We start from the raw sequence: 21,571 nt of genomic DNA on the forward strand, positions 1-21,571 counted from the left end.
TTACAACAGGTGGGCTACACCAGCTTGCTCGTCTTGCAGTTCTTTCAGGGTCTTGTTGATGCATTCCTGGCTGAACGCATCCACTAGCAGACCTTCGACCACTTTGTACTCGCCGCCTTCGCAAGTCACAGCAAAGCCAAACATGGTGTCCTTGGGAATACCGTATTGACCATCAGACGGAACACCCATGGTGACCCACTTACCGTTGGTGCCTAACGCCCAGTCACGCATGTGATCGATTGCAGCATTGGCAGCCGACGCTGCGGATGACACGCCACGTGCAGCAATGATGGCTGCGCCACGCTTGCCAACGGTGGGGAGAAAGGTATTGGCATTCCAGTCCTGGTCATTGATCATGTCCTTGACGCTGGCGCCGCCAACGGTAGCAAAGCGGTAATCGGCATACATGGTGGGGGAATGGTTACCCCAGACCGTCAGCTTCTCGATGTCGGCAACGGCTTTACCCGTCTTGGTAGCGAGCTGGCTCAAGGCGCGATTGTGGTCCAGACGCAGCATCGCGGTGAAGTTCTTGCGTGGCAGGTCGGGAGCGCTCTTCATGGCGATGTAAGCGTTGGTGTTGGCAGGATTACCCACCACCAGGACGCGAACGTTGCGGCTGGCCACCGCATTCAGGGCCTTGCCTTGTGCGGTGAAGATTTCGGCGTTCACGGCGAGCAGTTCAGCGCGCTCCATGCCAGGGCCACGGGGACGTGAACCGATCAACAGTGCGTAATCCACATCCTTGAAAGCCGTCATCGGGTCGCTATGGGCTTCCATACCCACCAGCAGCGGGAATGCGCAGTCTTGCAGTTCCATCATCACGCCTTGCAGGGCTTGCTGGGCTTTCTCAAAGGGAACCTCCAGCAAACTCAGAACGATTGGCTGGTCTTTGCCCAACATCTCGCCAGAGGCGATACGGAAAAGAATGGCGTATCCGATTTGGCCAGCGGCTCCAGTGACGGCAACGCGAACGGGCTTCTTGCTCATGGTGATAACTCCAGGAAGTGTTGTAAAAACGGCGACTGTCCGGGAACCCAGGCGAAAGGTTGAGTCCCGCAGAATGCGAGCGAGTTTACCCCCGAATTTGTGCCAAAGTCAACTTGTCTTATGTCTTATATAAGATATGATTGTTGTTAATTTCAAGACTGACTCGCAGCTGACTCCAAAACCCTTTTCTATGTCTGCAACGCCCCCCTTTCCCAGCAACAGCGCCGCCACCAACCTGGTGGATGCGGGCGCACTGGCGACGGCGCAGCCAACACCCGCCTTCAGTCCGCTGTACCAGCAAATCAAGGTGCTGATGTTGAAAAGCCTGCAGTCAGGCGAATGGAAGCCGAGTGAAGCCATACCCAGCGAAATCGACCTTGCCGCACGGTACAAGGTGAGCCAGGGCACCGTTCGCAAGGCGATTGATGAACTGGCGGCAGAAAACCTGCTGATTCGCCGACAGGGTAAAGGCACCTTTGTTGCAACCCATGCGGAACACCAGGTTCAATATCGTTTTCTAAAGCTCGTTCCGGATAACGGCGACCCAAACAGCGAAGGACCGGCGCAACGCCAGATCATCGATTGCAAGAAATCCCGTGCATCCGCAGACGTTGCCCGAGCACTGGCAATCCGGTCGGGTGACGCGGTGCTGCAGGTGCGCCGGGTACTGTCGTTCTCGGCAGTACCCACGATTCTTGAAGATCTGTGGTTGCCCGCCATGCCGTTCAAAGGGCTTACGGCTGAGCGACTTACCGATTATGACGGCCCCATGTATGCTCTGTTTGAAACCGAATTTGGCGTGCGCATGGTCCGCGCCGAAGAGAAAATCAGGGCCATTCTGCCCGATGCAGAGCAATGCGGATTGCTAATGATCGGACCCCAGACACCATTGTTAAGCGTGGAGCGCATCGCTTACACCTACAACGATGCTCCCATGGAGATGCGACGCGGCCTGTACTTGACCGACACACACTACTATCGAAATGCTCTAAATTGAAATATGGCTGACTGCAAGTACAGTGTCAGCCTGCTGCAGTGCAATAGAATTTTGCTCGACCGCATCAATAATTACAAACAGTTACCTCCAAAGAAAGCCCACACATGACTGAGCTTAGTTCCTCTCCCCGCCCAAAACGCCCTGAGTTTCGCAACATCAATGCGCTGACAGACCTGCCCTCCTACCGGTTGCCGCTGGCTGGCTGGGTTTCCATATTGCACAGGGTCAGTGGCGCCATCATGTTCATCCTGATGCCGTTCATCATCTGGATGTTTGACACGTCCGTTTCGTCTGAGATTTCTTTCGCCAGGTTCACCAGCGTATTCACTGCGGGAGTCGGGCTTATTCCTGGCTGGTTCATCAAGCTGGTGGCTTTAGCCATCATCTGGGCTTACCTGCACCACTTCATAGCAGGCGTTCGCCACCTCTGGATGGATATCAACCACGCGGTCAGCAAAGAGTTTGGCAAGAGCTCCGCTATCGTCACATTGGCTCTGGGTACCGGGCTGACAATTCTTTTGGGCGCAAAGCTGTTTGGTCTTTACTGACCAAGCCCGGCGCATCAATCATCCATCCAGTTGTAACTCATTGAGGAATATTCACCATGGCAGTTAACTACGGCTCCAAACGCATCGTTGTGGGCGCACATTACGGTCTGCGCGATTGGCTTGCCCAGCGCGTGACCGCAGCTTTGATGGCGATTTTTACCATCATTCTCCTCGCGCAAGTCATCTTTTCAAAAGGCCCCATCGGCTACGACAAATGGGCAGGAATTTTTTCGGCTCAATGGATGAAGGTGATCACCCTGTGCGTGATCATCGCCCTCCTTTACCACGCATGGATTGGCATCCGCGACATCTGGATGGACTACATCAAGCCCGTCTCCGTGCGTCTGTCACTACAAGTTTTTTCCATTGTCTGGCTCGTGGGTTGCGCGGGTTGGGCCATTCAAGTCCTGTGGCGCCTTTGAAACCACTGCACGATTGAGGCTTTAATTCATGACTTATTCCGTTACTAAAAGAAAATTTGACGTCGTTATCGTGGGCGCTGGTGGCTCCGGTATGCGCGCATCACTGCAACTGGCACGCGCCGGTCTCAATGTTGCCGTGCTGAGCAAAGTGTTTCCCACGCGCTCGCACACCGTTGCAGCGCAGGGGGGCATCGGAGCCTCACTGGGCAACATGAACGACGACAACTGGCATTACCACTTCTACGATACCGTCAAAGGATCCGACTGGCTGGGCGACCAAGATGCCATCGAATTCATGTGCCGTGAAGCACCCAAGGTCGTCTATGACCTGGAGCATATGGGCATGCCGTTTGACCGCAACCCGGACGGCACCATTTATCAGCGCCCGTTCGGGGGTCACACCGCAAACTATGGTGAAAAAGCAGTGGAGCGTGCGTGCGCCGCGGCAGACCGTACGGGTCACGCCATGCTGCATACCCTGTATCAGAAAAACGTGGAGGCTAAAACCAGCTTCTTTGTCGAATGGATGGCGCTGGACCTGATCCGTGATGCAGAGGGTGATGTCGTCGGCGTAACGGCCCTTGAAATGGAAACGGGCGACTTGCACGTGCTGCACGCAAAAACTGTTTTACTCGCGACAGGCGGTGCGGGTCGCATTTTTGCAGCCTCGACCAACGCTTTCATCAATACTGGCGACGGCTTGGGCATGGCGGCACGCGCCGGCATCCCGCTGGAAGACATGGAGTTCTGGCAATTCCACCCGACCGGCGTCGCCGGTGCTGGCGTGCTGCTGACCGAAGGATGCCGAGGCGAAGGTGCAATTTTGCGCAACAGCAATGGCGAGCGCTTTATGGAGCGCTATGCGCCAGCCTACAAGGATTTGGCGCCACGCGATTTTGTTTCACGCTGCATGGACCAGGAAATCAAGGAAGGCCGTGGTTGCGGCCCTAACAAGGACTACATCAACCTGGACATGACCCACCTGGGCGTCGACACCATCAAAAAACGTCTGCCGTCGGTGTTCGAGATTGGCCATAATTTCGCCAATGTCGACATCACCAAGGAGCCGATTCCCGTGGTGCCTACCATCCATTACCAAATGGGCGGCATTCCCACCAACATCCATGGCCAGGTGGTCACGCAAGACGCCGACAACAAGAGCCAGGTGGTCAATGGTCTCTACGCCGTGGGCGAATGCTCCTGCGTCAGCGTGCACGGCGCAAACCGTTTGGGAACCAACTCCCTGCTGGATCTGTTGGTATTCGGCCGCGCAGCAGGTAACCATATCGTTGAATTCAACAAGAGCACCAGCTTCAAGGAATTGCCGGCCGACGCTGCCGACAAGACCCAGGCTCGCCTGGCGCGGCTGGACAATGCAACGGACGGCGAATACGCGCAGGACGTGGCCAATGATTTACGCGCGGCCATGCAGCAGTATGCCGGCGTGTTCCGCACCCAGGACACCATGAACGAAGGGGTGAAGAAGATTGCCGCCTTGCGCGACCGCGTCAACAAGATTGGACTGAAGGACAAATCCAAGATATTCAACACCGCGCGCATTGAGGCGCTGGAGGTCGAAAACCTGATCGAGTCTGCGCAAGCCACCATCGTGTCGGCTGCCGCCCGCAAGGAGAGCCGTGGTGCGCACTCCGTGAATGATTACGGCGATACACCGGAACATCCGAACGGACGCAACGACACCGACTGGCACAAGCACACGCTCTGGTACAGCGAGGGCAGCCGCCTGTCGTACAAGCCCGTGCAGATGAAGCCATTGACTGTTGATTCCGTGCCACTGAAAACCCGTACCTTCTAAAGCGAGATACTGAATATGACTCTACGCACTTTCTCCATCTATCGCTACGATCCGGACAAGGATGCCAAGCCCTATATGCAAGACATCGAGGTCGACCTCGATGGACACGAGCGCATGTTGCTGGACGCCCTGATGAAGCTCAAAGCCGTGGACCCGACCATCTCCTTCCGTCGCTCCTGTCGCGAAGGGGTTTGTGGCTCCGACGCCATGAACATCAATGGCAAGAACGGCTTGGCCTGTTTGACCAATATGCTGACCTTGCCCGGCAAGATTGTGCTCAAGCCTCTGCCTGGCCTGCCAGTGATCCGCGATTTGATTGTGGACATGACCCAGTTCTTCAAGCAGTACAACTCGATCAAACCCTATCTGATCAACGACACAGTACCGCCTGAAAAGGAACGCCTGCAAAGCCCCGAAGAGCGCGAAGAGCTCAATGGCTTGTATGAGTGCATTTTGTGCGCCAGTTGTTCTACGAGTTGCCCAAGCTTCTGGTGGAATCCTGACAAATTTGTAGGCCCAGCGGGTCTTCTGCAGGCCTATCGATTCCTGGCGGATAGCCGCGACCAGGCCACCGGTGAACGTTTGGACAACTTGGAAGATCCTTACCGCCTGTTCCGCTGCCACACCATCATGAATTGCGTGGATGTCTGTCCGAAAGGGCTGAACCCCACCAAGGCCATTGGCAAGATCAAGGAAATGATGGTTTTGCGCACAGTCTGAGAGTCAGGACAATCTATGCAAGCGAACGAAGAGTTACTGGATGAACGAGGCTTGAGCAAGCTGAGATGGCGGTGTCGCCGGGGATTGCTTGAAAACGACCTCTTCATTGAGCGGTTCTTCAATCGGTTCAGTGATTCGTTAACGGTCGGCCAAGCCGCGGCATTGAACGCGCTGATGGATTTGAGTGACAACGACTTGCTGGACGTCAACCTGGCGCGGAAATCGCTTGCACAGGTCGACACCAGTCTGGATCGAGACGATGTCCGAGAAGTTTTAAGTATGTTGAGAGAAACCCGTTGAAAGGTCGAAAATGAAATTAGCAGATAACAAAGCCACCCTGTCGTTCAGCAACGGCAGCCCCAGTGTCGAATTGCCTGTGTACCAGGGCAGCGTCGGACCGGACGTCGTTGACATCCGCAAGCTGTACGCCCAAACCGGCATGTTCACGTATGACCCAGGTTTCTTGTCTACGGCTTCATGCCAATCGGCTATTACCTATATTGACGGCGACAAAGGCGAGTTGTTGTACCGTGGTTACCCCATTGAGCAGCTGGCTACCAACTGCGATTTCATGGAAACCTGCCACCTGCTGCTGTACGGCAACCTGCCAAATGTGGCCTCCAAGACAGCGTTCGTCAAGCGCGTGAGCAATCACACCATGGTGAATGAGCAGATGCAGTTCTTCTTGCGTGGTTTCCGTCGCGATGCCCATCCGATGGCCATCATGACCGGTCTGGTGGGCGCCTTGTCGGCCTTCTACCATGACAGCACGGACATCAATAACCCGGAACACCGTGAAATCTCTGCGATCCGTTTGATAGCCAAGATGCCGACCTTGGTGGCCATGGCATACAAGTACAGCGCCGGTCAGCCTTACATGTACCCCAAGAACAACTTGAGCTACGCGGGCAACTTCCTGCACATGATGTTCGCTACACCATGCGAAGAGTACGTGGTCAACCCCGTAATTGAGCGGGCGTTGGATCGTATTTTCGTGCTCCACGCCGACCACGAACAAAACGCGTCCACGTCTACGGTTCGCCTGTGCGGGAGCTCTGGTACCAACCCCTTCGCCGCCATTGCTGCCGGTGTCGCCTGTTTGTGGGGCCCTGCCCACGGCGGCGCCAATGAAGCCTGCCTTAACATGCTCGAAGACATCCAGAAAATGGGTGGCATCAGCAAGGTGGGCGAGTTTATGGAAAAAGTCAAAGACAAGAACTCCGGCGTCAAGCTGATGGGCTTTGGTCACCGTGTTTACAAAAACTACGATCCTCGCGCCAAGCTCATGCAGGAAACCTGCAAAGAAGTGCTGGCCGCACTGGGTCTGGAAAACGATCCCCTGTTCAAGCTGGCAATGGCTCTGGAAAAGATCGCTCTGGAAGACGACTATTTCGTGTCCCGCAAGCTCTACCCGAATGTGGATTTCTACTCCGGCATTGTGCAGCGCGCGATCGGCATTCCCGTAGGTCTGTTTACCGCAGTCTTCGCGCTGGCCCGCACCGTTGGCTGGATTGCCCAGCTCAACGAAATGATTGGCGACCCAGAATACAAGATCGGTCGTCCGCGTCAGTTGTTTACCGGATCGGTTCGCCGTGACGTGCAGCCTATTTCGCAGCGCTGAGTTGCACTAAACCATATCGCCCGCCTGACGGCAACGTCGGCGGGCGTTTTGTTTGCATCGCAACCCGGGCGCAAGGCGCATAAAATCAAGGATTGCCAAGGAATTACCGAATGGGACACATGGAATCACAATCGAGCGGGCGCACCTTATACGACAAACTGTGGGAAGAACACGTCGTCCATACGGAAGACGACGGAACGGCCGTTTTATATATAGACCGCCATCTGGTTCATGAAGTGACCAGCCCGCAAGCTTTTGAAGGCTTGCGTGAGGCGGGTCGCAAGGTTTGGCGTGTGAGTTCAATCGTAGCCACAGCCGACCACAATACGCCTACCACAGGGTGGGATCGCGGATACGACGGCATTACCGACCCGACCAGCAAGGAACAAGTCGTTACGCTCGACAGCAATATCCGTGAGTTTGGTTCGGCGGCCTACTTTCCGTTTTTGTCCAAACGCCAGGGCATCGTCCACGTCATCGGGCCGGAGAACGGGGCTACCTTGCCGGGCATGACGGTGGTTTGCGGGGATTCCCACACCTCCACACACGGAGCCTTTGGCGCCCTTGCCCACGGCATTGGCACCAGCGAGGTGGAGCATGTCATGGCAACCCAAACCCTGTTGGCGAAAAAAGCGAAGAACATGCTGGTGAAAGTGGATGGCGCACTGCAACGTGGCTGTACCGCCAAGGACATTGTGCTTGCCATCATTGGCCGAATCGGCACCGCTGGCGGGACCGGCTACACCATTGAATTTGGTGGCTCAGCGATTCGCGCCCTGAGCATGGAAGGCCGCATGACGGTCTGCAACATGGCCATCGAGGCCGGCGCACGCGCGGGACTGGTCGCCGTGGATGAGAAAACCATTGAATACGTCCGCGGTCGTCCGCTGGCACCGGGCCACAGCGCCGTCAGCGGTGACGCGGCTGCGGTGGAATGGGACCAGGCCGTAGCCCACTGGAAGACCTTGCACTCGGACCCCGGCGCCCATTTCGACGCCGTAGTGGAACTGGACGCGGCACAAATATTGCCGCAAGTGACCTGGGGCACGTCGCCAGAAATGGTGCTGGGCATCGATGGCAAGGTTCCTGATCCCGACAAGGAAAAAGATGCAGGAAAGCGCGGTGCCATTGAGCGGGCCTTGGTCTACATGGGACTCGAACCGGGTAAAGCGCTGGATGACCTGTTCATCGACAAGGTGTTCATTGGATCCTGCACCAACAGCCGCATTGAAGACATGCGCGAAGCGGCCGCCATAGTGAAGAAACTGGGCCAGAAAGTGGCCAAGAACGTGAAGCTGGCGATGGTGGTGCCTGGCTCAGGCCTGGTCAAGGAACAGGCAGAACGCGAGGGTCTGCATGAAATTTTCAAGGCCGCCGGGTTTGAATGGCGCGAGCCTGGTTGCTCCATGTGCCTTGCCATGAACGCTGACCGGCTGGAGCCTGGAGAACGCTGTGCCTCCACCAGCAACCGGAATTTCGAAGGCCGCCAGGGGGCAGGTGGACGCACCCATCTGGTCAGCCCGGCGATGGCGGCGGCGGCTGCCATTCATGGTCACTTTGTTGACGTCCGGAAATTCAGCTGAATCGCACTGGACCAGAGGAATACAAATGAAAATATTGATTGCGCTGATGGCCCTGTCCAGCGTGTTTTTGCTTGCCGCCTGCAACACCGTCAAAGGTATGGGGCAAGACCTGCACAAAGCCGGTGAAAAAATAGAAGAAGTGGTGAAGAAGAAATGAACAAATTCACAGTACACAAGGGTCTGGTTGCGCCAATGGACCGTGAAAACGTCGATACGGACGCCATCATCCCCAAACAGTTTCTCAAATCCATCCGACGCACGGGGTTTGGCCAGAATCTGTTTGACGAATGGCGCTATCTGGATGCAGGCTTTCCCGGTCAGGACCCCGCGAGTCGCAAGCCCAATCCGGACTTCGTCCTGAATCAGTCCCGCTACCAGGGTGCCTCCATTCTGTTGGCGCGCAAAAACTTCGGCTGTGGATCGTCACGGGAACATGCGCCGTGGGCGTTGGAGCAATATGGCTTTCGGGCCCTGATTGCCCCCAGTTACGCCGATATTTTTTTCAATAACAGTTTCAAAAATGGCATTCTGCCCATCGTGCTCAGCGAGGCACAGGTGGACCAGCTTTTCAACGAGGCGCTGGCTTTCCCGGGATATACCCTGACCATCGATCTGGAGCGCCAGGTGGTCGTCAAACCCCAAGGCGAAGAAATTGCCTTTGAAGTCCAGGCTTTTCGCAAATTCTGCCTCCTCAACGGTTTTGATGATATTGGCCTGACCCTGCGGCATGCCGACAAAATCAAAGCCTTCGAGGCCGAGCGTTTGGCACAAAAACCGTGGCTGGCCCACACGATGCTTGCGTAAGCAGCTATCAACTTTATAGCAAGTCAAGGACAAAATGAAAATTGCAGTATTGCCAGGCGACGGCATTGGGACAGAAATTGTGGCGGAAGCCGTCAAAGTGTTGAACGTGCTGGGACTTCCGATCGAGATGGAGACCGCCCTGGTGGGCGGCGCGGCTTACGAAGCCCATGGACACCCGCTACCCGAATCCACCCTGAAACTGGCAAAAGAAGCCGACGCCGTGCTGTTCGGCGCAGTGGGTGACTGGAAGTACGACACGCTGGATCGCCCCCTGCGGCCCGAGCAAGCCATTCTCGGTCTGCGTAAAAACCTCGGTCTGTTCGCCAACTTCCGTCCCGCCATTTGCTATGAGCAGCTAGTGGATGCTTCCAGCCTGAAGCCTGAGCTGATTGCCGGGCTGGACATTCTCATCATCCGCGAGCTGACTGGTGACATTTACTTCGGGCAGCCGCGGGGTCGCCGCACGGCGGTGGATGGCCACTTTCCCGGTGCCGAGGAAGCGTTTGACACCATGCGCTACTCACGCCCCGAAATCGAACGCATCGCCCATGTGGCCTTCCAGGCAGCGCGCAAACGCAGCAAACGCGTGACCAGCGTGGACAAGTCCAATGTGCTCGAGACTTTTCAGTTCTGGAAAGACGTGGTCACCGAAGTGGGCCAGCAGTACCCGGATGTGGAACTGGACCACATGTATGTGGACAACGCCGCGATGCAATTGGTGCGCGCGCCCAAGAAGTTTGACGTGGTCGTCACCGGCAATATGTTTGGCGACATCCTCTCGGATGAAGCCGCCATGCTGACCGGTTCCATCGGTATGCTGCCCTCTGCCAGCCTGAACGCCAGCAACCAGGGTCTCTACGAGCCAAGCCATGGCAGCGCGCCGGACATTGCGGGCAAAGGAATCGCCAACCCGCTGGCGACTATTCTCAGCGCCGCGATGATGCTGCGTTTCAGCCTGAATCAGGAAGACGCCGCCTTGCGCATCGAGAACGCAGTCAAAAAAGTACTGGCCCAGGGATTGCGCACTGCTGACATTTTCAGCGCGGGCACCCAACGTGTCAGCACCCGCGAAATGGGTGATGCGGTCGTCAGGGCCCTGTAATCGCTTCGCTTACAATTTGCCAATGCACTGTGCACTGTCCTACGGCTTCAACTGCCCGCCTTCGGGGGGGCTTGGCGCGTTGGCTGCCTATGTATGGGTGCAGTCCTTGACCACCACTACGACAACCATTAAAGACTGACACAGTCTGGTTCGTCGTGCCCTCCCGGCCAGACGAGCCGGACAGATGAAATTTTCACAATTTACACATCTTGAAGGGCAACATCATGAAAACAGGAAACCTGGTAGGCCTTGTAGGCTGGCGCGGTATGGTCGGCTCGGTTCTCATGGACCGCATGCAGGCAGAGGGTGACTTTGCCCTGATTGAACCCGTTTTTTTCTCCACATCCAATGCCGGCGGCAAGGCCCCCGCATGGGCCAAAAACGAAACTACGCTCCAAGATGCGTTCAATATTGATGCCCTGAAACGCTGCGACATCGTCATCAGCGCCCAGGGTGGCGACTACACCACAGAAGTGTTCCCCAAGCTGCGGGCCGCGGGATGGAATGGCCACTGGATTGATGCGGCATCGACTCTGCGCATGAACGACGATGCGGTCATCATCCTGGACCCGGTCAATATGCCGGTGATCAAGAATGCGCTGACCCAAGGCGGCAACAACTGGATCGGTGGAAACTGCACCGTGAGCTGCATGCTGATGGGTGTGGGTGCACTGTACAAAGCTGGACTCGTAGAGTGGATGACCAGCATGACCTACCAGGCGGCTTCTGGCGGCGGCGCCCAGCACATGCGCGAGTTGCTGACCCAGTTTGGCACGATCAACGCAGAAGTCCGCGCCTTGCTGGACGATCCCAAATCGGCGATTCTGGAGATTGACCGCAAAGTGCTGGCCAAGCAGCAATCCCTGACCACCGCAGAAACCGCCAACTTCGGTGTACCTCTGGGCGGGAGCCTCATTCCCTGGATTGACAAGGATTTGGGCGATGGCATGAGCCGGGAAGAATGGAAAGCCGGCGCAGAAACCAACAAGATACTGGGTCAAGGCCCGGCATTTGGCACCGTCGCAACACCCGTTGACGGCTTCTGCGTCCGCATCGGTGCCATGCGCTGCCATAGCCAGGCCCTTACGTTCAAGTTGAAGAAGGACGTGCCCCTGGCGGACATTGAGACGTTGATCGCCGGCGACAACGCATGGGTCAAACTGGTCCCCAACAACCGCGAGGCCAGCATGCGCGACCTGACGCCCGTGGCCGTTACTGGCACATTGGGCATCCCGGTCGGTCGCGTGCGCAAGCTGGCAATGGGCCCTGAGTACGTTGGAGCCTTCACGATTGGCGATCAATTGCTGTGGGGTGCCGCAGAACCATTGCGCCGGATGCTTCGGGTTTTGCTGGAGGCCTAAGGGCAACTGACCGCGTTATGCAGCCTGGCACGAGGCAAAGGCAAGGTGACTCGCAACGTTGTCGTTTGGCAACAAAGCGCCTTTGCTGGTAGCGCAGGAACAAGGCCTTACAAGTTAAAACCTTTCTTAGCTTGTCAGGCTAAGACATTGATGTTAAGGTACTTTTTAGGTTTTTTTGGTTGGGTTTTTGCCATCCAAAAGCAAGAAGTAATTGTGGCTCGCGTGAGCACCGGAGGCTTATAAATTGATTGCTAAGTCACATCGTTGGCAAAAAACCGCCCTTGCGGCGGCGGCCATTACGCTACTTGGACTATCCGGAACCGGTGCACTGGCGTTATCGCTCGGACGCATCACGGTTCAATCCGCCTTGGGTGAGCCCTTGCGCGCCGAAATCGACGTTCCCGATATCAATGCGGAGGAAGCCGCATCGCTGAAAACTTCGGTTGCGGGACCCGAGGCATTTACTGCTGCAGGTCTGGAGTACAACCCAGCCATGTCCGGGCTGCAGGCCAGCTTGCAACGCCGACCTGATGGCAGGGCATACATCCGGATAAGCACGGATCGAGCGATCAACGACCCGTTTGTTGACATGATTCTTGAGGCCAGTTGGTCTTCAGGACGGATCGTGCGTGACTACACCATGCTTTTTGATCCGCCGGCGCTGCGCAGAGCGGCCGTGGCACCCACCCTGCCCCAGATCGTCGCAGCGCCAGCGACAAGCAACCGAGCACCGTCTGCGCAGTCGCCCGTCCCGGCAAGTGAACCAAGCCGAAGCGCTGCCATAGCCAAACCTTCCAAATCTGTTGCCACAGCGCCAGCCAAAGCACCGGTCGACTCGACCAAGCAGGTCGTGGTGAAAAATGGCGATACGGCCAGCAAGATCGCAGCAAATACGAAGCCAGCGGGCGTTTCACTTGATCAAATGCTCGTAGCCCTTCTGCGCGCAAACCCGGACGCTTTCGTCAACAGCAACATCAATCGCATCCGCTCAGGCTCGGTGATGAGTGTGCCGAGTGCTGAGCAAGCACAATCCATCCCGACAGGGGAAGCGTCCCAAACCGTTGTGGCGCAGAGCAAGGATTTCAATGAATTCCGCCGCAGCCTTGCCTCCAACGCACCGGTCGAGGCCGTTGGCGCAGCGGATCGCAAGTCGGGTGGCTCCATTGATGCCAAGGTGGAGGACAAGAAGCCTGCTGCAGTCACTCCAGACAAATTGACACTTTCCAAAGGTGCACTCCAGAGCAAGGCTGAAGATGAAAAGATCGCAAAGGAGCGTGCTGACAAGGATGCTGCAGCGCGTGCAGCCGAAATTGCCAAGAATGTCGCCGACCTGAAAAAAATCGGAGCAGCAACGGCACCTACCCCCGCGGCTGTGCCGACTGTGGCGGCTTCAGAGCCCAAAGCCCTGCCAACACCCGCTCCGGTTGTTGCAACGGCCCCGATGGCGCCGACTGCCTCCGCCCCTGCCCCGATAGCATCCGCTCCTATGGCGTCCGCATCGGCTCCGGCTAAGCCAAAGGCTGTCCCAGTGGTCCCTGCGGTTGAACCTCCAGGCATTGTGGACGACCTGCTTGAGAATCCGCTGCTACCGGCAGGCGCCGGTGGCCTGCTTGCGCTTCTGGGAGGTTTTGCCTTCTGGCGGATGCGCCAGCGTCAGAAGGACATGTCGCACACCGACAGTTCCTTCCTGGAAAGTCGGCTGCAACCAGACTCTTTCTTCGGAGCCAGCGGTGGGCAGCGGGTTGACACGAACAATGATGGTGGTGCAACCGGCTCTTCCATGGTTTACTCTGCCAGCCAGCTTGATGCGGCTGACGACGTCGATCCAGTGGCAGAAGCGGACGTTTATCTGGCCTATGGCCGCGACCTCCAGGCCGAGGAAATCCTCAAAGAGGCCATGATTACGAATCCCGGTCGGCTGGCGATTCATACCAAGCTGCTGGAGATTTTCGCCAAACGCCGCGACACCAAGGGCTTCGAAGCATCGGCCGCGCAAGCCTACAAGCTCACCGGCAGCAATAGCCCTGAATGGACGCGCATTTGTGAAATGGGCTTGGGCATTGATCCCTCAAACCCCATGTATCAACCCGGTGGCGCCCCTACTCCATTCAGTGCTGAAGCCCCAGTAGCGGCAGCCGCTGTGGTTTCCGCTTTTGGCAGCAGCACCATAGCGCAATCGGTTCGCGCAGACCTCAGTGAACCCACTCCCGCCTCTGATCTGGACCTGGACCTGGACTTCTCGCTGGACGACGAGCCTGCCAGCGCGATCAGCGATGTCACAGGCGGAACCGCGAGCGCCAGCACAAATATCGAAACCGTCAAGATGGAGGCTCCTGTCCAGGAGGCATCCATACCCCTTGACTTCGACATTTCAGCGCCCGCTGAATTGAGCGCATCCGCTGACCTGCCGGAAATCTCCCTGGCCATGGACGGAATTGATTTCACTAGCGGTGATGACCTGCACCGCCCTGATTTCGAGTCCACTGACACGATGGCGGTAGAGCCGGTGGCTGCTGCGCCAATAACCAAGAGCGACGCCGGCATGCTGGAATTTGATCTTGACTCGCTGTCACTTGATCTGGATACCCCGGAGGATGAACTGGCACAGGCGCCCGAAAGCGTCAGCGCCGATCCCCTGGAAACCAAATTGGCCCTCGCAGAAGAATTCATCTCTATCGGGGATGAAGACGGTGCGCGGGCGCTGATCGAAGAAGTGGTTTCCGAGTCCAGTGGCGAAATGCGGGTGAAAGCCCAACGCGCGCTGGCCAACCTCAGCTAACTTCTTGCAGGTGAGCCGGGTTCTTGATACCAGTCTGACGTTGTTGTGAGGGTAGCCTTAGGGGTCAGCTACAACGGTCAGTCGTACCAAGGCTGGCAGAGTCAACTCTCGGGTCAAACCGTTCAGGACAAACTCGAAGCTGCCCTCGGCAAGTTCACGGCGCAACGAATGTCCACTGTCTGCGCGGGGCGCACCGACGCGGGGGTTCATGCATTGATGCAGGTTGTGCACTTTGACACCGATCGCCAGCGTGACGTGCATGCATGGACCCGCGGCACCAACTCCCATTTGCCGCGGGACATTGCTGTGGAGTGGGCAGTAGCCACCACAGATGCCTTTCATTGCCGTGCCTGCGCCACATCCCGACGCTACGCGTATGTGCTGTACGAGTCGCCCATTCGCCCCAGCATTGAAGCAGGGCGCGTCGGCTGGTCATTTCGGCCGCTGGATGAGGACGCTATGCGCGAGGCCGCCAATTGCCTGCTGGGTGAGCACGACTTCACGTCATTTCGCGCCTCTGCGTGCCAGGCCCTGAGCCCCGTGAAAAACATGCTTGCCATCGATATTTCGCGGCGTGGCGCTTACTGGCGTGTGGAGTTTGAAGCCAGCGCATTTTTGCACCACATGATCCGTAACATCATGGGCTGTCTGGTGACCATTGCACAGGGCAAAAAGCCCCCGGCCTGGATGCTGGACGTACTGGCCGCACGCGACCGAAAGATCGCCGCACCGACCTTTTCACCCGATGGGCTCTACTTTCTGGGCCCCCGGTACGATTCCCATTGGGGCATGCCTGAGCGGACGCCTGCGTATGATGCCTTGCCATGAACACACGCACCAGAATCAAGATTTGCGGATTGACCCGGGAGCAGGACGTCGATGCGGCCGTTTCGGCGGGCGCTGATGCCATCGGCTTCGTACTGTATGCCGCGAGCCCCCGCGCTGTAACCGTCCAGCGAGCGGCAGAACTCGCCAAAAGATTGCCCCCTTTTGTGACTCCTGTTCTTTTGTTCGTCAATGCACCTGCTATTGAAATCATAGCTGCCTGCGCAATGATAGCGGGGGCTACAGTCCAATTTCATGGTGATGAAGAGCCGCAAGACTGCCAGCAGGCAACGGGTCATGGCGCCCGCCCCTACCTGCGCGCGGCGCGAATTCCCCTGGGCGACGAAGGCTTGCGCTTCGACCTCGTAAAATACGCTAACGATTTCTCCAACGCCCAGGCCATCCTGCTCGACGCCCATGTGGACGGGTACGGTGGTTCTGGCAAAGCATTCAATTGGTCACTTCTTCCTCCAAACGTCAACGCTCACCTCGTCTTGAGTGGTGGACTCACTGCTGCAAACGTGGCCGACGGCATTACACAGGTACGGCCGCGCTGTAAAACGCTGGCCGTGGACGTGAGCTCGGGCGTGGAAGCCACGGGCTCCGACGGAAAGCCCCAGCGGGGCATCAAAGACCCCGAGAAAATCAACCAGTTTGTTGCCGCCGTGCGTGCGGCAGACCAACCATTGAACTGACCCAGACCATGTACGAATACCAACAACCCGACACGAGTGGCCACTTCGGCCAATACGGGGGCAGCTTTGTCTCTGAAACGCTGACCCACGCCATCAACGAACTGAAGGATGCGTATGCCAAATACAAGGATGACCCCGCTTTCATAGCCGAGTACCACTACGAGCTGGCGCACTTTGTGGGTCGCCCCTCCCCCATCTACCATGCAGCCCGCATGAGCCGCGAAATGGGCGGTGCACAAATTTATCTGAAGCGCGAAGACCTGAACCACACCGGCGCCCACAAGATCAACAACACCATTGGCCAGGCCATGCTGGCCAAGCGCATGGGCAAGCCCCGCGTGATTGCTGAAACGGGAGCCGGTCAGCACGGTGTGGCTACAGCCACCATCTGTGCGCGCTATGGACTGGAATGCGTCGTCTACATGGGCAGTGAAGACGTCAAGCGCCAAAGTCCCAACGTCTACCGCATGAAGTTGCTGGGTGCCACGGTAGTGCCAGTCGAGAGCGGCAGCAAGACACTGAAAGATGCGCTCAACGAAGCCATGCGCGACTGGGTTGCCAATGTGGACAACACTTTCTACATCATCGGCACCGTGGCGGGCCCTCACCCCTACCCCATGATGGTGCGGGACTTCCAGCGCGTCATTGGTGACGAATGCATCGTGCAAATGCCGGAGATGCTGGCCGAGAACGGCGTACTGAACTCCCAACCCGATGCGGTCATTGCCTGCGTCGGTGGTGGCAGCAACGCCATGGGTATTTTTTACCCCTACATCGGGTACGAGAACACCCGCCTGATTGGCGTGGAAGCAGCCGGTGAAGGAATGGACTCCGGCAAGCACTCGGCCTCCATCCAGCGCGGCAGCCCCGGCGTGCTGCACGGCAACCGCACCTATGTGCTGCAGGACGACAACGGCCAGGTTACCGAGACCCACAGTGTGAGTGCCGGGCTGGATTACCCAGGCGTCGGCCCCGAGCATGCGTTTTTGCATGACATCGGCCGCGCAGAATATGTCGGCATTACCGACAAGGAAGCCCTGGAAGCCTTCCATTACCTGTGCCGCACCGAGGGCATCATCCCTGCGCTGGAATCCAGCCATGCGATCGCCTACGCCATGAAGCTGGCCAAAACCATGCGTGCCGACCAGTCCATTCTGGTCAACCTCTCAGGGCGTGGTGACAAAGACATCGGTACCGTTGCGGATTTGAGCAATGCCGACTTCTTTTGCCGGCCCAGCTGCACCGGTCAGTCAGTCAAAGGTGGGCTGGCTACCGAGCAGGTGATGACGATGCCAGTCACGGGAGCCTCCAAATGAGCCGGATCGCCACTACCTTTGCCGCCCTCAAAGCCCAGAACCGCAAGGCGCTGATTCCCTTTGTGACGGCGGGCTACCCCTTCGCAGACGTCACCCCCGAGTTGATGCATGCGTTTGTAGCCGGCGGGGCAGACGTCATCGAGCTGGGCGTACCGTTTTCAGATCCCAGTGCCGACGGCCCGGTCATCCAGAAGGCAGGCGACAAGGCGCTGGCTTTTGGAATCGGCTTGGTCCAGATTCTGGATATGGTGCGAACCTTTCGTGCACGTGACACCACCACCCCGGTCGTACTGATGGGTTATGCAAACCCGGTGGAGCGTTATGACCAGAAACACGCCACAACCGGTGGACCTGGTGAGGCGGTTACAGCGGGCAGCCCGTTCGTGCGCGATGCCGCGGCGGCAGGTGTGGATGGCGTGCTGATCGTGGACTACCCGCCAGAGGAGTGCGAAGTGTTCGCCGCCGACTTGCGTGCCCACAACATGGACCTGATCTTCCTGCTGGCTCCCACCAGCACGGACGCGCGCATGCAACAGGTTGCGCGGGTTGCCAGTGGCTATGTGTATTACGTGTCGCTCAAAGGGGTGACGGGGTCTGGCGCGCTGGACACCGATGCGGTGGAGGCCATGTTGCCGCGTATCCGCCAGCACATCCAGGTACCCGTGGGCGTGGGTTTTGGTATTCGGGACGCTGCCACCGCGCGCACCATCTCCCGTGTGGCCGACGCCGTGGTGATTGGCAGCAAGATCATTCAGCTGATCGAGAACCAGCCCCGCAACCAGGTGGCTGCCACGGCGCAAAGTTTCCTGCAGGAAATTCGCACCGCTTTGGATTCATAATCGCGTCCTGACCGTTGGAGACCCCCTATGAGCTGGCTTGAAAAACTGCTACCCCCCAAAATTCAGCAAACTGACCCTGCGGAACGCCGCAGTGTGCCGGAAGGCCTGTGGATCAAATGCCCCAGCTGCGAAACGGTGCTCTACAAGACCGATCTGGAGCAAAACCAGAACGTGTGCCCCAGCTGCAGCCACCACCATCGCATCGGCGCGCGGGCACGGCTCAACGTATTTCTGGACAACGAGGGGCGTTTCGAGATCGGCCAGGAAGTGCTGCCGGTCGACGCACTCAAGTTCAAGGACAGCCGAAAATACGCCGAGCGCCTTAAAGAGGCCCTGGAGAACACGGGTGAAACCGATGCTCTGGTGGTGATGGGCGGCGCGGTGCAGGGCATCAGCCTGGTGGCTGCCTGCTTTGAATTTGGTTTCATGGGTGGCAGCATGGGCTCGGTGGTGGGCGAGCGTTTTGTGCGCGGCGTGGAAACTGCAGTTGAGCAAAAAGTACCCTTTTTGTGCTTCACGGCAACCGGCGGCGCCCGCATGCAGGAAGGTCTGCTCTCGCTCATGCAAATGGCCAAAACCAATGCGGCACTGACGCGCCTGGCCAAAAAGGGCCTGCCCTATATCAGCGTGTTGACCGACCCGACCATGGGCGGCGTCAGCGCTGGTTTTGCATTTCTGGGTGACGTGGTGATTGCGGAGCCCAAGGCCTTGATCGGTTTTGCGGGCCCCCGTGTCATTGAGTCCACGGTGCGGGTCACCCTGCCTGAGGGTTTTCAGCGATCCGAGTTTTTGCTGACCAAGGGTGCCATTGACCTGATCTGCGATCGGCGCGAGCTACGCAAGACGGTCTCCAGCACGCTGGCCATGCTGCAGCGTCAGCCAGCAGACGCGGTTATCTGATCAGACAGCCACCAGTACGGTGGCTTGAATGGATCCCAGGACGATAGCGGCGATCTGCAGCAACAGCAGCAGGACCAGTGGCGACAGGTCGACACCGCCCACCAGTGGAACGATGCGTCGGATGGGGATCAACACCGGCATCACCAGACGCTCCAGCAGATCCGACACCATCGACCGGGTCTGCACCCATGACAGCACGGCATACACAATAACCAGACCCGTCAGGCCCGAAATGGCCATGCGTACCAGGCCAAACGAGGCCAGCACAACCACGGACAGCAGCCCGGCGGCCATGCCCGTGAGCGCCCACAAAATCAGGAACTGCGCGAGCTGAATCAAAAAGGCGCCGGCCAGGCTGGCCATGTCCCACCTGCCGAGCGCGGGAATCACCCGGCGCAAGGGCAGCACCAACCAATCCGTCAGCGCAAAAACGAAGCGCCCCATCGGGTTACCGGATCGCGAGGACAAGGGAATGCGCTGGTACTGCATGTAGAGGCGCAAAAGACAGGTGCCGCTGATCAATCCAGCGGCGACTTCCAGTAAAAGAGACGTAATTTGGTAGAACATGGTGTGCGGTGAAGTGAGCCAATCCATCATATCCGCAGCGACCCTCTTAGAATCGAGGGTTACGGCCCGACGACTACCCACTGATTTCACACTGCCCATCTCCATGTCTGACTCTCAAGCCTCCGCACCCGCTCCCCAGGACGAAAACCAGCTAATTCTCGAACGCCGGGAAAAGCTCAAGGCCATTCGCCAGCGCCAGACAGAAGGTCACGGGGTCGCGTTCCCCAATGACTTCAAACCCACGTACAAGGCGCAAGACTTGTTTGCGGAGTTTGACGCGCACTCCACCGAGATTCTGGCCTCCATGGCCGTCACGGCCAAGGTAGCCGGCCGCATGATGCTCAAGCGCGTCATGGGCAAGGCCAGCTTCTGCACTTTGCAGGATGCATCCTTTGGCCCCAGCGGGGGTCGTATCCAGATTTACGTCAAGGGCGAGGACGTCGGTGAGGAGTTGTATGCGTCCTTCAAGCACTGGGATCTGGGTGACATCGTGGCAGCCGAAGGCACGGTGTTCAAAACCAAGACCGGCGAACTGTCCCTCCACGCCACCAGCGTGCGCCTGCTGACCAAGAGCCTGCGGCCCATGCCCGACAAGTTTCACGGCATCAACGACCAGGAAGTGAAGTACCGCCAGCGCTACATCGACCTGATGACCGACGAGACCTCGCGCAAGCGCTTTGTGGCCCGCAGCAAGGCGGTCAGCGGCCTGCGCGAGTTCATGGTGCAGCACGGCTTTCTGGAAGTGGAGACGCCCATGCTCCATCCCATTCCGGGTGGTGCCAACGCCAAACCGTTCACCACGCACCACAACGCGCTGGACCAGCAAATGTTCCTGCGCATTGCACCCGAGCTGTATTTGAAACGTCTGCTCGTGGGCGGTTTTGATCGCGTGTTCGAGATCAACCGCAACTTCCGCAATGAAGGCATCTCGGTCCGCCACAACCCCGAGTTCACCATGATGGAGTTCTACGCGGCCTACTGGAACTACCAGGATCTGATGACCTTCACCGAGCAGCTCGTGCGCGATGCGGCCATCAAGGCCGGCGACAGCCTGCAACTCACCTACGGTGGCAAGCCGGTGGATCTGGCCAAACCCTTCGAGCGACTAACCATTGTGCAGGCCATCACCAAGTACACCGGCGCAGGTCCGCACGTGAACGACATGGAATGGCTCCAGCACGCCTTACTCAAGCTAGGTCTGTCGGAGGCCAAGAATCAGTTGTCGACCCGCAGCCTGGCCAGCCTGCAGGTCATGTACTTCGAAGAAACCGTGGAGGAGCAACTGTGGCAACCCACGTTCATCTGCGAGCATCCGGTCGAAATTTCGCCGCTGGCCCGTGCCAGCGACACCAACCCCGGTGTCACCGAACGCTTTGAGCTCTACATCACCGGGCGCGAGTTCGGCAATGGCTTCAGCGAGTTGAACGACGCCGAAGACCAGGCGGCCCGCTTCCACTCCCAGGTGGCCGCCAAGGACAGCGGCGACGACGAAGCCATGTACTTTGACCACGACTTCGTGCGTGCACTGGAATACGGCATGCCCCCGGCCGGTGGCTGCGGTATCGGCATTGACCGCCTGATGATGCTGCTGACCGACAGCCCCAGTATTCGGGACATCATCCTGTTCCCGGCCCTGCGCCGGGAAAACTAGCCAAAAAGGCCGCTAGCCCCCGTAAATATTGCGCAAGC

General features: G+C 57.9%; 21 protein-coding genes. 19 read left to right on the forward strand and 2 right to left on the reverse strand.

The annotated features are described in order from the left end of the window. Entirely contained in the window at positions 1–987 is a 987-nt protein-coding gene (locus AC097W_RS11530) for a malate dehydrogenase (protein WP_479602699.1), read from the reverse strand. 190 nt (positions 988–1,177) lie between these two features. Here AC097W_RS11530 and AC097W_RS11535 point away from each other — a divergent pair, with 190 nt between their 5' ends. The 18 genes from AC097W_RS11535 (at position 1,178) to accD (ending at position 19,315) form a co-directional block, all read left to right on the forward strand. Then, complete coding sequence (locus AC097W_RS11535) at positions 1,178–1,984, forward strand: GntR family transcriptional regulator (protein WP_479602700.1); 807 nt, start codon at positions 1,178–1,180, stop codon at positions 1,982–1,984. 104 nt (positions 1,985–2,088) lie between these two features. After that, complete coding sequence (gene sdhC, locus AC097W_RS11540) at positions 2,089–2,532, forward strand: succinate dehydrogenase, cytochrome b556 subunit (protein WP_479602701.1); 444 nt, start codon at positions 2,089–2,091, stop codon at positions 2,530–2,532. Positions 2,533–2,588: 56 nt separating this feature from the next. Next, positions 2,589–2,954 (forward strand): succinate dehydrogenase, hydrophobic membrane anchor protein, encoded by a 366-nt coding sequence (gene sdhD / locus AC097W_RS11545; RefSeq protein WP_479602702.1) that lies wholly within the window; start codon positions 2,589–2,591, stop codon positions 2,952–2,954. Between the two features lie 28 nt (positions 2,955–2,982). Next, on the forward strand, positions 2,983–4,770 hold the full coding sequence (sdhA, locus tag AC097W_RS11550) for a succinate dehydrogenase flavoprotein subunit (RefSeq protein WP_479602703.1): 1,788 nt from the start codon (positions 2,983–2,985) through the stop codon (positions 4,768–4,770). Between the two features lie 15 nt (positions 4,771–4,785). Next, the gene (locus tag AC097W_RS11555) at positions 4,786–5,490 is read left to right on the forward strand and encodes a succinate dehydrogenase iron-sulfur subunit (protein WP_479602704.1); all 705 of its coding nucleotides are present in this window, start codon (positions 4,786–4,788) and stop codon (positions 5,488–5,490) included. A gap of 15 nt (positions 5,491–5,505) precedes the next feature. Then, positions 5,506–5,790, forward strand: coding sequence for an FAD assembly factor SdhE (locus AC097W_RS11560; protein ID WP_479602705.1), 285 nt, complete (start codon positions 5,506–5,508; stop codon positions 5,788–5,790). A gap of 10 nt (positions 5,791–5,800) precedes the next feature. Then, on the forward strand, positions 5,801–7,111 hold the full coding sequence (gene gltA, locus AC097W_RS11565) for a citrate synthase (protein WP_479602706.1): 1,311 nt from the start codon (positions 5,801–5,803) through the stop codon (positions 7,109–7,111). A gap of 119 nt (positions 7,112–7,230) precedes the next feature. Next, the gene (gene leuC / locus AC097W_RS11570; protein ID WP_479602707.1) at positions 7,231–8,694 is read left to right on the forward strand and encodes a 3-isopropylmalate dehydratase large subunit; all 1,464 of its coding nucleotides are present in this window, start codon (positions 7,231–7,233) and stop codon (positions 8,692–8,694) included. Between the two features lie 25 nt (positions 8,695–8,719). After that, on the forward strand, positions 8,720–8,851 hold the full coding sequence (locus AC097W_RS11575; protein WP_479602708.1) for an entericidin A/B family lipoprotein: 132 nt from the start codon (positions 8,720–8,722) through the stop codon (positions 8,849–8,851). After that, complete coding sequence (leuD, locus tag AC097W_RS11580; RefSeq protein ID WP_479602709.1) at positions 8,848–9,498, forward strand: 3-isopropylmalate dehydratase small subunit; 651 nt, start codon at positions 8,848–8,850, stop codon at positions 9,496–9,498. The genes AC097W_RS11575 and leuD overlap by 4 nt, the downstream gene beginning before the upstream one ends. Before the next feature lie 34 nt (positions 9,499–9,532). Continuing rightward, entirely contained in the window at positions 9,533–10,600 is a 1,068-nt protein-coding gene (gene leuB, locus AC097W_RS11585) for a 3-isopropylmalate dehydrogenase (RefSeq protein ID WP_479602710.1), read from the forward strand. A gap of 224 nt (positions 10,601–10,824) precedes the next feature. Beyond that, positions 10,825–11,961: an aspartate-semialdehyde dehydrogenase gene (gene asd / locus AC097W_RS11590; protein ID WP_479602711.1), complete on the forward strand. Its 1,137-nt coding sequence runs from the start codon at positions 10,825–10,827 to the stop codon at positions 11,959–11,961. Positions 11,962–12,205: 244 nt separating this feature from the next. Then, positions 12,206–14,740, forward strand: coding sequence for a motility hub landmark protein FimV (locus AC097W_RS11595; protein ID WP_479602712.1), 2,535 nt, complete (start codon positions 12,206–12,208; stop codon positions 14,738–14,740). Positions 14,741–14,785: 45 nt separating this feature from the next. Beyond that, a complete protein-coding gene (gene truA, locus AC097W_RS11600; RefSeq protein WP_479602713.1) occupies positions 14,786–15,568 on the forward strand; it encodes a tRNA pseudouridine(38-40) synthase TruA in 783 nt (260 codons plus the stop codon). After that, positions 15,565–16,260: a phosphoribosylanthranilate isomerase gene (locus AC097W_RS11605; protein WP_479602714.1), complete on the forward strand. Its 696-nt coding sequence runs from the start codon at positions 15,565–15,567 to the stop codon at positions 16,258–16,260. Before truA ends, AC097W_RS11605 begins: the two co-directional genes overlap by 4 nt. 8 nt (positions 16,261–16,268) lie before the next feature. Further along, positions 16,269–17,576: a tryptophan synthase subunit beta gene (gene trpB / locus AC097W_RS11610; RefSeq protein ID WP_479602715.1), complete on the forward strand. Its 1,308-nt coding sequence runs from the start codon at positions 16,269–16,271 to the stop codon at positions 17,574–17,576. Continuing rightward, on the forward strand, positions 17,573–18,415 hold the full coding sequence (trpA, locus tag AC097W_RS11615; protein WP_479602716.1) for a tryptophan synthase subunit alpha: 843 nt from the start codon (positions 17,573–17,575) through the stop codon (positions 18,413–18,415). The genes trpB and trpA overlap by 4 nt, the downstream gene beginning before the upstream one ends. A 27-nt stretch (positions 18,416–18,442) precedes the next feature. Beyond that, the gene (accD, locus tag AC097W_RS11620; protein ID WP_479602717.1) at positions 18,443–19,315 is read left to right on the forward strand and encodes an acetyl-CoA carboxylase, carboxyltransferase subunit beta; all 873 of its coding nucleotides are present in this window, start codon (positions 18,443–18,445) and stop codon (positions 19,313–19,315) included. Here the strand turns inward: accD and AC097W_RS11625 are convergent, their stop codons facing one another. Next, positions 19,316–19,882 (reverse strand): YggT family protein, encoded by a 567-nt coding sequence (locus AC097W_RS11625; protein WP_479602718.1) that lies wholly within the window; start codon positions 19,880–19,882, stop codon positions 19,316–19,318. A 103-nt stretch (positions 19,883–19,985) separates the two neighbouring features. Between AC097W_RS11625 and lysS the strand changes: the two genes are divergently transcribed. Continuing rightward, the gene (gene lysS / locus AC097W_RS11630) at positions 19,986–21,533 is read left to right on the forward strand and encodes a lysine--tRNA ligase (RefSeq protein WP_479602719.1); all 1,548 of its coding nucleotides are present in this window, start codon (positions 19,986–19,988) and stop codon (positions 21,531–21,533) included. The last annotated feature ends 38 nt before the right edge of the window (positions 21,534–21,571 follow it).

This window comes from Rhodoferax sp. GT1R46 (genome assembly GCF_056521285.1).

What these genes read in the sequence shown, in the direction of transcription:
- sdhC (WP_479602701.1), top strand. Translation starts at nt 2,089, where the DNA reads ATGACTGAGCTTAGTTCCTCTCCCCGCCCAAAACGCCCTGAGTTTCGC.
- AC097W_RS11555 (WP_479602704.1), top strand. Translation starts at nt 4,786, where the DNA reads ATGACTCTACGCACTTTCTCCATCTATCGCTACGATCCGGACAAGGAT.
- sdhD (WP_479602702.1), top strand. Translation starts at nt 2,589, where the DNA reads ATGGCAGTTAACTACGGCTCCAAACGCATCGTTGTGGGCGCACATTAC.
- AC097W_RS11575 (WP_479602708.1), top strand. Translation starts at nt 8,720, where the DNA reads ATGAAAATATTGATTGCGCTGATGGCCCTGTCCAGCGTGTTTTTGCTT.
- trpA (WP_479602716.1), top strand. Translation starts at nt 17,573, where the DNA reads ATGAGCCGGATCGCCACTACCTTTGCCGCCCTCAAAGCCCAGAACCGC.
- leuD (WP_479602709.1), top strand. Translation starts at nt 8,848, where the DNA reads ATGAACAAATTCACAGTACACAAGGGTCTGGTTGCGCCAATGGACCGT.
- sdhA (WP_479602703.1), top strand. Translation starts at nt 2,983, where the DNA reads ATGACTTATTCCGTTACTAAAAGAAAATTTGACGTCGTTATCGTGGGC.
- leuB (WP_479602710.1), top strand. Translation starts at nt 9,533, where the DNA reads ATGAAAATTGCAGTATTGCCAGGCGACGGCATTGGGACAGAAATTGTG.
- AC097W_RS11535 (WP_479602700.1), top strand. Translation starts at nt 1,178, where the DNA reads ATGTCTGCAACGCCCCCCTTTCCCAGCAACAGCGCCGCCACCAACCTG.
- leuC (WP_479602707.1), top strand. Translation starts at nt 7,231, where the DNA reads ATGGAATCACAATCGAGCGGGCGCACCTTATACGACAAACTGTGGGAA.
- AC097W_RS11560 (WP_479602705.1), top strand. Translation starts at nt 5,506, where the DNA reads ATGCAAGCGAACGAAGAGTTACTGGATGAACGAGGCTTGAGCAAGCTG.
- trpB (WP_479602715.1), top strand. Translation starts at nt 16,269, where the DNA reads ATGTACGAATACCAACAACCCGACACGAGTGGCCACTTCGGCCAATAC.
- AC097W_RS11605 (WP_479602714.1), top strand. Translation starts at nt 15,565, where the DNA reads ATGAACACACGCACCAGAATCAAGATTTGCGGATTGACCCGGGAGCAG.
- gltA (WP_479602706.1), top strand. Translation starts at nt 5,801, where the DNA reads ATGAAATTAGCAGATAACAAAGCCACCCTGTCGTTCAGCAACGGCAGC.
- asd (WP_479602711.1), top strand. Translation starts at nt 10,825, where the DNA reads ATGAAAACAGGAAACCTGGTAGGCCTTGTAGGCTGGCGCGGTATGGTC.
- AC097W_RS11625 (WP_479602718.1), bottom strand. Translation starts at nt 19,882, where the DNA reads ATGTTCTACCAAATTACGTCTCTTTTACTGGAAGTCGCCGCTGGATTG.
- AC097W_RS11530 (WP_479602699.1), bottom strand. Translation starts at nt 987, where the DNA reads ATGAGCAAGAAGCCCGTTCGCGTTGCCGTCACTGGAGCCGCTGGCCAA.
- accD (WP_479602717.1), top strand. Translation starts at nt 18,443, where the DNA reads ATGAGCTGGCTTGAAAAACTGCTACCCCCCAAAATTCAGCAAACTGAC.
- lysS (WP_479602719.1), top strand. Translation starts at nt 19,986, where the DNA reads ATGTCTGACTCTCAAGCCTCCGCACCCGCTCCCCAGGACGAAAACCAG.